Source organism: Promicromonospora iranensis (genome assembly GCF_028994775.1).
GTDB lineage: Bacteria > Actinomycetota > Actinomycetes > Actinomycetales > Cellulomonadaceae > Promicromonospora > Promicromonospora iranensis_A.
In genome coordinates this window covers 1-7,598 of the sequence record NZ_JAJQMN010000027.1, presented here as the reverse complement: position 1 = coordinate 7,598, position 7,598 = coordinate 1, and the positions used below count along the sequence as shown (strand labels likewise).

At 71.1% G+C, this 7,598-nt stretch carries 6 protein-coding genes; 1 reads left to right on the top strand and 5 read right to left on the bottom strand.

All coding sequences use genetic code 11. The features are described 5' to 3' along the window. Positions 1–310: 310 nt before the first annotated feature. The 4 genes from LUU90_RS26345 to LUU90_RS26330 form a co-directional block, all read right to left on the bottom strand. Positions 311–829 carry a mycothiol transferase gene (locus tag LUU90_RS26345; RefSeq protein ID WP_275007327.1) on the bottom strand — a complete coding sequence of 173 codons (519 nt, stop codon included), beginning with the start codon at positions 827–829 and terminating at the stop codon, positions 311–313. A 139-nt stretch (positions 830–968) separates the two neighbouring features. Continuing rightward, positions 969–2,843, bottom strand: coding sequence for a PhoX family protein (locus LUU90_RS26340; protein ID WP_275007325.1), 1,875 nt, complete (start codon positions 2,841–2,843; stop codon positions 969–971). Between the two features lie 243 nt (positions 2,844–3,086). Next, positions 3,087–4,112, bottom strand: coding sequence for an L-idonate 5-dehydrogenase (locus tag LUU90_RS26335; RefSeq protein ID WP_275007323.1), 1,026 nt, complete (start codon positions 4,110–4,112; stop codon positions 3,087–3,089). After that, the gene (locus LUU90_RS26330; protein ID WP_275007321.1) at positions 4,109–5,518 is read right to left on the bottom strand and encodes an MFS transporter; all 1,410 of its coding nucleotides are present in this window, start codon (positions 5,516–5,518) and stop codon (positions 4,109–4,111) included. Before LUU90_RS26330 ends, LUU90_RS26335 begins: the two co-directional genes overlap by 4 nt. Positions 5,519–5,678: 160 nt before the next feature. On the opposite strand from LUU90_RS26330, the gene LUU90_RS26325 reads away from it, so the two are divergent. After that, entirely contained in the window at positions 5,679–6,389 is a 711-nt protein-coding gene (locus LUU90_RS26325; protein ID WP_275007320.1) for a GntR family transcriptional regulator, read from the top strand. 228 nt (positions 6,390–6,617) lie between these two features. On the opposite strand, the gene LUU90_RS26320 is transcribed toward LUU90_RS26325, so the two are convergent. Continuing rightward, positions 6,618–7,598: HNH endonuclease signature motif containing protein (locus LUU90_RS26320; protein WP_275007318.1), on the bottom strand; the 981-nt coding region annotated here is incomplete at its 5' end.

Here is a 7,598-nt window from a genome sequence, read left to right as displayed (position 1 = left end):
ATGCGGACCATCTTCTCCAGCGCTCGGCTGGTGGCTTCCTCGGCGTCGATCCCGGGGACGCGGGCAGCGACCGAACGCACGACGTTGGGCCGATGCACGACCCAGTCGTCAATCCGCAGTGCGCGCGCCGCCGTCATCCCGGGTGCCCCCTCCCGATCCGCGATAATTCCACCGCGATCGGGAGGACGCACGACGAATCGCACGATGTGCGTCAACGCACTGATTAGTTGGTACACGGTGCTTTCCGCGGTCCAGGGAGGATCGGGAAAGCGCGTCGTCCCGTCAGCGCACGCGGGTCACCGCACGCAGGTCACCGCTCGCGCCGGCGGAGCACCAACCCGCGGACGAACGCCGCCTGGCCGGCGTGCTGCATGTCGTCGTTGACCACGCTGACCAGCCGGACGCCTAGCGTGACCGGCGGGTCCCACGACTCGTCGACCACCCGGTCGAGGTCGTCGTCGGACAGGGTGTCCAGGTACCGCACGGTGCGTTCGTGCACGGCGTCGTGGTAGCCCGTGAGCAGGTCGCCCGAGGGTACGCGGACGGCGGAGACCTCGTCGGCGTCGTGCCCGTAGCCGGTCTCCTCGGCCGGGAACGGCAGCCCGAACCTGCGGTCCCAGCCGTCGTCCGACCAGACCTGGCTGGTGCCCGCGGCGTCGGCGACATGGTCGTCCTGGACCCGGGTCAGGTGCCAGACCAGCCATGCGACGGAGTTCGCGTCCTCGTCGACGCGGAATGCGAGCTCCTCGCCCGACAGGCCGAGGACCGCACTGTGCACTGCCTCCTTGATCCGGCCGAACGCGTCCGTGAGCAGTTCCGTACCGCGCATCGCTCGATCTCCTTCCGTGCCTCGTCGCGTGCTTGGGCATCCACGGCCACGATGCCACGACGTCGCAGGCCTCGCCCGGGACGGCCTCGCCCGGGACGGCAGGAGCCGGGCGAGGCACGGGCGGACGGCGAAGCCGTCGTCAGGCGCCGACCACCCCGCCGTCCTCCCGGGTGATGACGATGGTGGCTGACCGCGGTCGGCCGGTCGGGCTGTAGTCGGGCCAGTTCGAGCTCGCCCGCGGGTTCTCGGGTGTCCCGGAGTCGCCGGGGTGCTGGATGTTGACGAACAGGGACCGGCCGTCCGGAGCGGCCGTGATGCCGGTGATCTCGCAGCGCGGAGGGCCGACCAGGAACCGGCGGATGTCGCCCCGCTCGGTGTCGGCCACGAGCATCTGGTTGTTCTGGTCGGCGCCGTCGACCTGGGGCTGGGCGCCGTCGGTCAGGATCCAGAGCCGTCCCACGGAGTCGAACCACAGCCCGTCGGGTGAGCCGAACGCCTGGTCGGGCGGAACCGTGGCGCCGCTGGCCTCGTCGCCGGCGAGCAGGAAGATGTCCCAGTCGAACCGCACCGCGCTCGGGTTGCCGTTCTCGTCGATCTTCATGATGTGGCCGAACCGGTTGTTCAGCCGCGGGTTCGCCGCGTCCACCGACTCGGTGCGGGCAGTGTTGTTGGTGCAGGTGAAGTACACGGCGCCGGTGCGCGGCTGCACGGTGCACCACTCCGGCCGGTCCATCGGCGTAGCGCCGACCGCGTCGGCGGCGAGGCGCGTATGGATCAGCACCTCGGCCTGGTCCGCGAACCCGTCCGCCGTGGTCAGCCCTGGCTCGCCGTGGACCAGCGGCAGCCACCGGCCGCGACCGTCCTCGTCGAACCTCGCCACGTACAGCGTGCCCTCGTCGAGCGGACTCCGCCCGGCGCGGCGCGCCTGCGCGATCGGCTCCGCACCCACGAACTTGTAGAAGTAGTCGAACTGCGTGTCGTCGCCCATGTAGACGACTGCCTCGCCGCGGCGCCCGCGCACGACCACGGCGTTCTCGTGCTCCATCCGACCCAGCGCGGTCCGCTTCTTCGGCGTCGATTCCGGGTCGAAGGGGTCGACCTCCACCACCCAGCCGAACCGGTTGAACTCGTTCGGCTCGCTCCGCATGTCGAAGCGGCTCTCGGTCGTGTACCAGGGGTACGGGCTCTCGGAGCCGATCCCGTAGCGCTCCTCGACCGATCCGGGCGGCGGCGGCTGCTCGCCGTAGTAGAAGTACTTGTTGATCGTCTCTTCGCACGTCAGGTACGTGTCCCACGGGGTGGGGCCGCTGGCGCAGTTGTTCAGGGTGCCCAGTACCCGCACGCCCTCGGGGTCCGCGCCGGTGCGCATCAGCGGGTGGCCCGCCGCGGGGCCGGTGATCTCGATCGGCGTGGTCATGGTGACCCGGCGGGCGAACCTCGACTCCGCGACCAGCCATCCGCCGTCGCGATCCTGCTCCACCTGGATGACCGAGACACCGTGCGCGGCCATCGACTTGGCGGTCTTCTCCGATGACCAGGAGGCCCGTCCGTCCGCGTGCAGCAGGTTCTCGGTGGTGGCCTCGTGGTTGACGCAGAGCAGGCCGGAGCGACGGTCCCGCAGCGGGAAGAACCACATGCCGTCGTGGTGGTCCCCGGCCTGCTGCGCCTGATCGGCCGCGGTGTTGCTCGCGTCCTCGGCGAACGCCGGCCCGGAGGGGACGATCGGGTGGCCCCACGGGTAGAGCACCTGGTAGCGGTAGCCGGGCGGCAGCACGACCGCATCGGCAGTACTGGGCGCGACGGCGGGGAAGCCGAGCAGCGGCCGCCCCGCGCCGTGCCCAGGGCTCCCGGCGCTCCCGGTGCTCTCCGCGACGCCGACCGCCCCGGCTGACGCCGGGACCCCGAAGAAGGCCGCGGCGGCGGTGGCCAGACCCCCGGCCATCGCCGTCCGGCGGGACAGGCGGAGCTCGGCGAGCTCGGAGATCGACGGCGGACGGGGCGTGTCGGCGTTCACGGAAGGCTCCAACCCTGGGCGCAGGCCGCTGAGCGGCCGGGACGCGTGCCACCGTAGGCAGCCGAGATGGCCGGGTCCTCACACCCACGTGAACGACGGCGGAAGTCGGCTCGCGTCGTGCCCCACCACGGGGTGACGTAGCCGCTGAGCTGCGGCGACATGTCCCGCCGCACGCAGCTCAACAGGGCAGAGACGTGCCTCGACGACCGTGCCTCGACGACCGTGCCTCGACCAGCCGCGGGCTCAGCTGCCGGCCAGGTTGATCAGCACCTTGCTGCTGCCCGGCCCTGCGGCCGTGGCCAGAGCCTCGCCGGCCTGCTCGATGCCGAAGCGGTGCGTGACCACCGCGGACACGTCCAGCCCGTCGCGCAGGGCGGCGAGGGCGTCGCTGATCTCCTCGACGAAGCGGTAGGCCCCGACCCACGTGATCTCGCGCGTGACGAGGTCGCCGAGGGCGGCGGGCGCAGCGGTGCCCGGCAGGTTGCCGACCTGCACGAGCGTGCCGCCCCGCGCCGTGGCCCGCAGCACGCCGCCGAGGGCCGCCGGCGCGCCGGAGGCCTCGAACACGAGCTCGCAGTCCTCGGGCAGCTGGTCGCCCGAGCCGATGTCGAGGACCCGGTCGGCGCCGAGCTCCTTGGCCACGGCCAGCGAGGAGGCGGAGAGGTCGGCGGCGGTGACCGACGCGGCGCCCGCGTGCCTCGCGGCGGCCACGACGAGGCACCCGATCGGGCCGGCGCCGTTGACCAGCACGTCCCGCCCGCGGACGTCGCCCGCACGGTGTACGGCGTGCATGGCGACGGCGAGCGGCTCCGCGAGGGCGCCCTGCTCGGTGCTCACGCCGTCCGGCAGCCGCCGGAGCTGGTGGGCCGGGACGGCCCGCAGCTCGCTGAACCCGCCGTCGGTGTGCGGGTGGAAGGCGGCCGAGCCGAAGTACCGCACCTGCGAGTGCAGGTTGGTCCGGCCCGCCAGCCGTGCCGGCAGGACCGACTCGTCGGCGGCCTGCGCCGGGTGCACCGTGACCGGCGTGCCCGGCTCCCATCCGGTGACACCCGGGCCGCTCCCGACCACCCGGCCGGCCACCTCGTGGCCGAGCACGAGCGGGTCGCGCAGGACGGCGGTACCCGAGGCGCCGTTCTTCCAGTAGGACAGGTCCGACCCGCAGACGCCGCCCCACTCCATGGCCACCACCACCTCGCCCTCCTGGGCGACGGGGTCGGGGCGCTCCTCGACCCGCAGGTCGCCGGCGCCGTGCACGACGACCGCCCTCATGCGGCGTCCTGCAGCTGGACGAGGTCGCGACCCCGGGTCTCGGGGGCGAGCCGCGCGGCGATCAGGGTGATCAGGGAGTAGACGATGAGCATCGCGGCGATGGGCCACCAGCTGCCGGTGGCGGCGGTGAGCGAGGCAGCGATGACCGGGCCGATGGCGGTGGCGAGGATTCCGCCGACCTCCTTGGAGAGGGCGAGCTGGGTGAACCGCGTCCGGGCCCCGAAGAGCTCGGCCATGGTGACGCTCTCCAGTGCGAACAGGCCCAGGACGCCGAGGTTCAGGCCGGCGATCATGCCGAGCATGAGGCCGGTCGTGGTGCCGCTGGTGATCAGCAGCATCATCGGGAAGGCGAACGCGATGGTGATCAGGGACAGCGCCGTGTACATCGAGCGCCGGCCGAACCGGTCACCGAGCATGCCGATCACGGGCACGGTGGCGAAGCCGATGATGGAGCCCCACATGATGGCCTCGGTGGCCAGCGCGCGGTCCATCGCGAGGGTCGTGGCGACGTAGCCCACCAGGAAGGTCTGCACCAGCCCGGAGTTGCCGGCCTGGCCGAACCGCAGGGCCAGCGCCAGGAAGAACGCCTTGCCCTTGCGCTGCTTGAGGGCTGCCTGGAGCACGGGCTCCCCGGTCTGGTCGGTGCCGGTCCCGGCCTCGTCCTGGGTGAGCTGGGCGCGGGTGAGGGCGACGCCGTCCACGACGTCGGCGCGGGCCTCGAAGACCGGGCTCTCCTTGACGTTGGTGCGGATCCAGACCGCGAAGAGCATCAGCACGAAGCTGAGCAGGAACGGCAGCCGCCAGCCCCAGCTGAGGAGCTGCTCCTCGCTGAGCACGGCCAGCAGCAGCGCCCACAGGGCCGACGCCGCCAGCGTGCCCGAGTTGGTGCCGAGCGACACGAGCGAGGCGACGAGGCCGCGACGTCGAACCGGCGCGTACTCCGCGAGCAGTACCGTCGCACCGGCGATCTCCGCACCCGCGCCGAAGCCCTGGACCAGGCGCAGCACGACGAGCAGGATCGGCGCGGTGATGCCGACCATCTGGTACGTCGGGAGCACGCCGATCAGGGTCGTGGACACACCCATGAGCGCGACGGTGATGAACAGGACCTTGCGGCGGCCGAGCCGGTCGCCCATCCGGCCGAAGTAGATGGCGCCCGCCAGGCGCGCCACGTAGCCGACACCGTAGGTGGCCATCGCCGCGATCAGCGCGATCGCCGGGCTGACGTCGGGGAAGAAGATCTGGTTGAACACGATCGCCGCCGCCAGCGAGTACAGCTGGAAGTCCATGAACTCCATGGCGGTCCCGAGCCAGCCCGACACGGCTGCCTTGGTGAGGTCCTTGGTGGACCGGGTGACCGCGTTACCTGAAGGTGTCGCTGGTGGCGTCATTGCTGTTTCCGCCATTGGAAGAGTGCTCCTTGCTTGACTGACCGCTTGACTGACGTCGCTGTCGGGAATGCCCGTCGACCGATGTGTGGCAGGTCTTGTATGTAAGCAGCGTCGACAAGGGGGTGTCAACTGTCCGTGGTGTGGAAGCGCGCCGCTTCTCGCCTAGACTCCAGCCATGAGGGAAGCCTCGAACCGATCCAACAGGCGTGTCGTCTACGAGACGCTGCGCCGCAAGGTGCTCACCCTCGAGCTGCCGCCTGGCACCTCCCTGTCGGAGAACGAGCTGGCCGCGTCCCTCGGCGTCAGCCGGACGCCGGTGCGCGAGAGCCTGATCCTCCTTGGTGAGGAAGGGTTGGTCAGGGTGTTCCCCAAGGTCGGCTCCTTCGTGTCGCGTGTCGACGCCGAGCGGGTGGCGGATGCGCAGTTCCTCCGCGAGGCGGTCGAGCTGGCGGCGTTCGACGACATCCCCGGGACGCTCGACCCGGAGCTCGTCGCCGAACTGCGCGCCAACCTGGAGCAGCAGCGGGAGGCACGGCTCGACCTCGAGAAGTTCTTCGAGCTCGACGAGGCGTTCCACCACGGGCTCCTGCGTCTCAGCGGACACGGCAGGGCCTGGTCGACGGTCGTCGCCGCCAAGGGTCACCTGGACCGCGCACGCCGTCTCGGCCTGCACGAGACGAACGGCATGGGCCGCTTCGTCGACGAGCACCACTCCATTCTCGACGCGGTGGTCGCCGGCGACATCTCCAGCGCCCGCGACAGTCTGCGGGCCCACCTCCGTGCCGTGTTCGACGACATCGAGAAGACCCGACAGCGCTCTCCGGAGCTCTTCGCCACGGACGACGGGTCCGTCCCGGTGCGGCGCAGCATCGCCGTCTGGGAGTAGCTGGTCGCGTCCGGCGGGGGCTGTTGGTGCGGTCGTCGGGTTCTGCGTGTCGAGGAATCGGCTGATCTGGCTGAGTGGGTGTGGGTCGGCTGTCGTGTCGCGACGCGGCGTGCCGCCGTGCTGGCGTGACACCCTCTGCATGTTGCCGGGCTGCGGTGGTTGACGGCCTGCTGGTCGGTGGTCGGTTGGTACCCGGTTCTGGTTGGCTGAGTTGGCCCCCTGGCGGGGTCAGGCGACTTCGGATTCGGGTGGGGTTTCGAGTGGTTCGGGCAGGGTGATGCGGTGTCCGCGTGCGTCGGTGAAGGCCCACCCGGTCTCCAGCAGGGCGCCAGGGACTGCAGCGCCGGTGGTGGTGCCGGTGGTGGTGTATCCGGTGGTGGTGCCGGTTGGTGGTTTGCCGGTCCAGTGCATGGTGATGCCTTGGGTGTCGACGAGCTGGTGGTGGTACCAGCACAACAGGGCGCTGTTGCTGACGGAGGTGTTTCCGCCGTGGGCCCAGTGGGTGATGGCGTGGTGGACCTCGCATCGTGAGGGTGGTTGGTCGCATCCGGGGAAGACGCAGTGCCGGTCCCGAGCGATCACGGCTCGGCGCATCTGTCCGGTGACGGTGCGTTGGGCGCGTCCGACGTCCAGGACGGCGCCGTCGGGTCCGAATACGACCCGGGTGACGGCACTGTCGCATGCCAACCGGCGTAGTAGTGCTCGTGGTGCACGGGCACCGGTCTCGGTGAACACCGGGCCACCTCCGGACAACAGCCCAGGCAACGTCATCGTGCCGGCTACGCCCGCGCCCGTCGCGGCTGCACCTGCACCTACGTCACCTGTGCCTGTGCTCGTGCTCGTAGCTGCTGTACCTGCACCCGTGCTTGTGCCTGGTGTTCCGGCACCGGTCGGACATCCTGGTGCGCCGCCTGATGCGGCGCGTCCTGGTGAACGGCCTGGTGTGGTGCGGCCGGGTGTGGCTTGTCCGCAGGTCAGGCACAGGCCCTCGCGGGTGCGGGTGGCCTGGGCGATCAGCTCGGTCCAGGACACCGTGACGTTCAGGTGGGGCGGGATCGCGGCGCCGGGTGAGGCCTGGTTGGTGTCCAGGACGATCCGGGCGAGGTCGGCCAGGCCCTGCGCGCGACGCTGGGTCGACGTGCGGGGGTCTTCTGCGGCGGGGGCGCCGATGATCGCGTTGATCGCAGCAGTGACCAGGAGGCCGTGTTC

What these genes read in the sequence shown, in the direction of transcription:
- LUU90_RS26330 (WP_275007321.1), bottom strand. Translation starts at nt 5,518, where the DNA reads ATGGCGGAAACAGCAATGACGCCACCAGCGACACCTTCAGGTAACGCG.
- LUU90_RS26345 (WP_275007327.1), bottom strand. Translation starts at nt 829, where the DNA reads ATGCGCGGTACGGAACTGCTCACGGACGCGTTCGGCCGGATCAAGGAG.
- LUU90_RS26335 (WP_275007323.1), bottom strand. Translation starts at nt 4,112, where the DNA reads ATGAGGGCGGTCGTCGTGCACGGCGCCGGCGACCTGCGGGTCGAGGAG.
- LUU90_RS26325 (WP_275007320.1), top strand. Translation starts at nt 5,679, where the DNA reads ATGAGGGAAGCCTCGAACCGATCCAACAGGCGTGTCGTCTACGAGACG.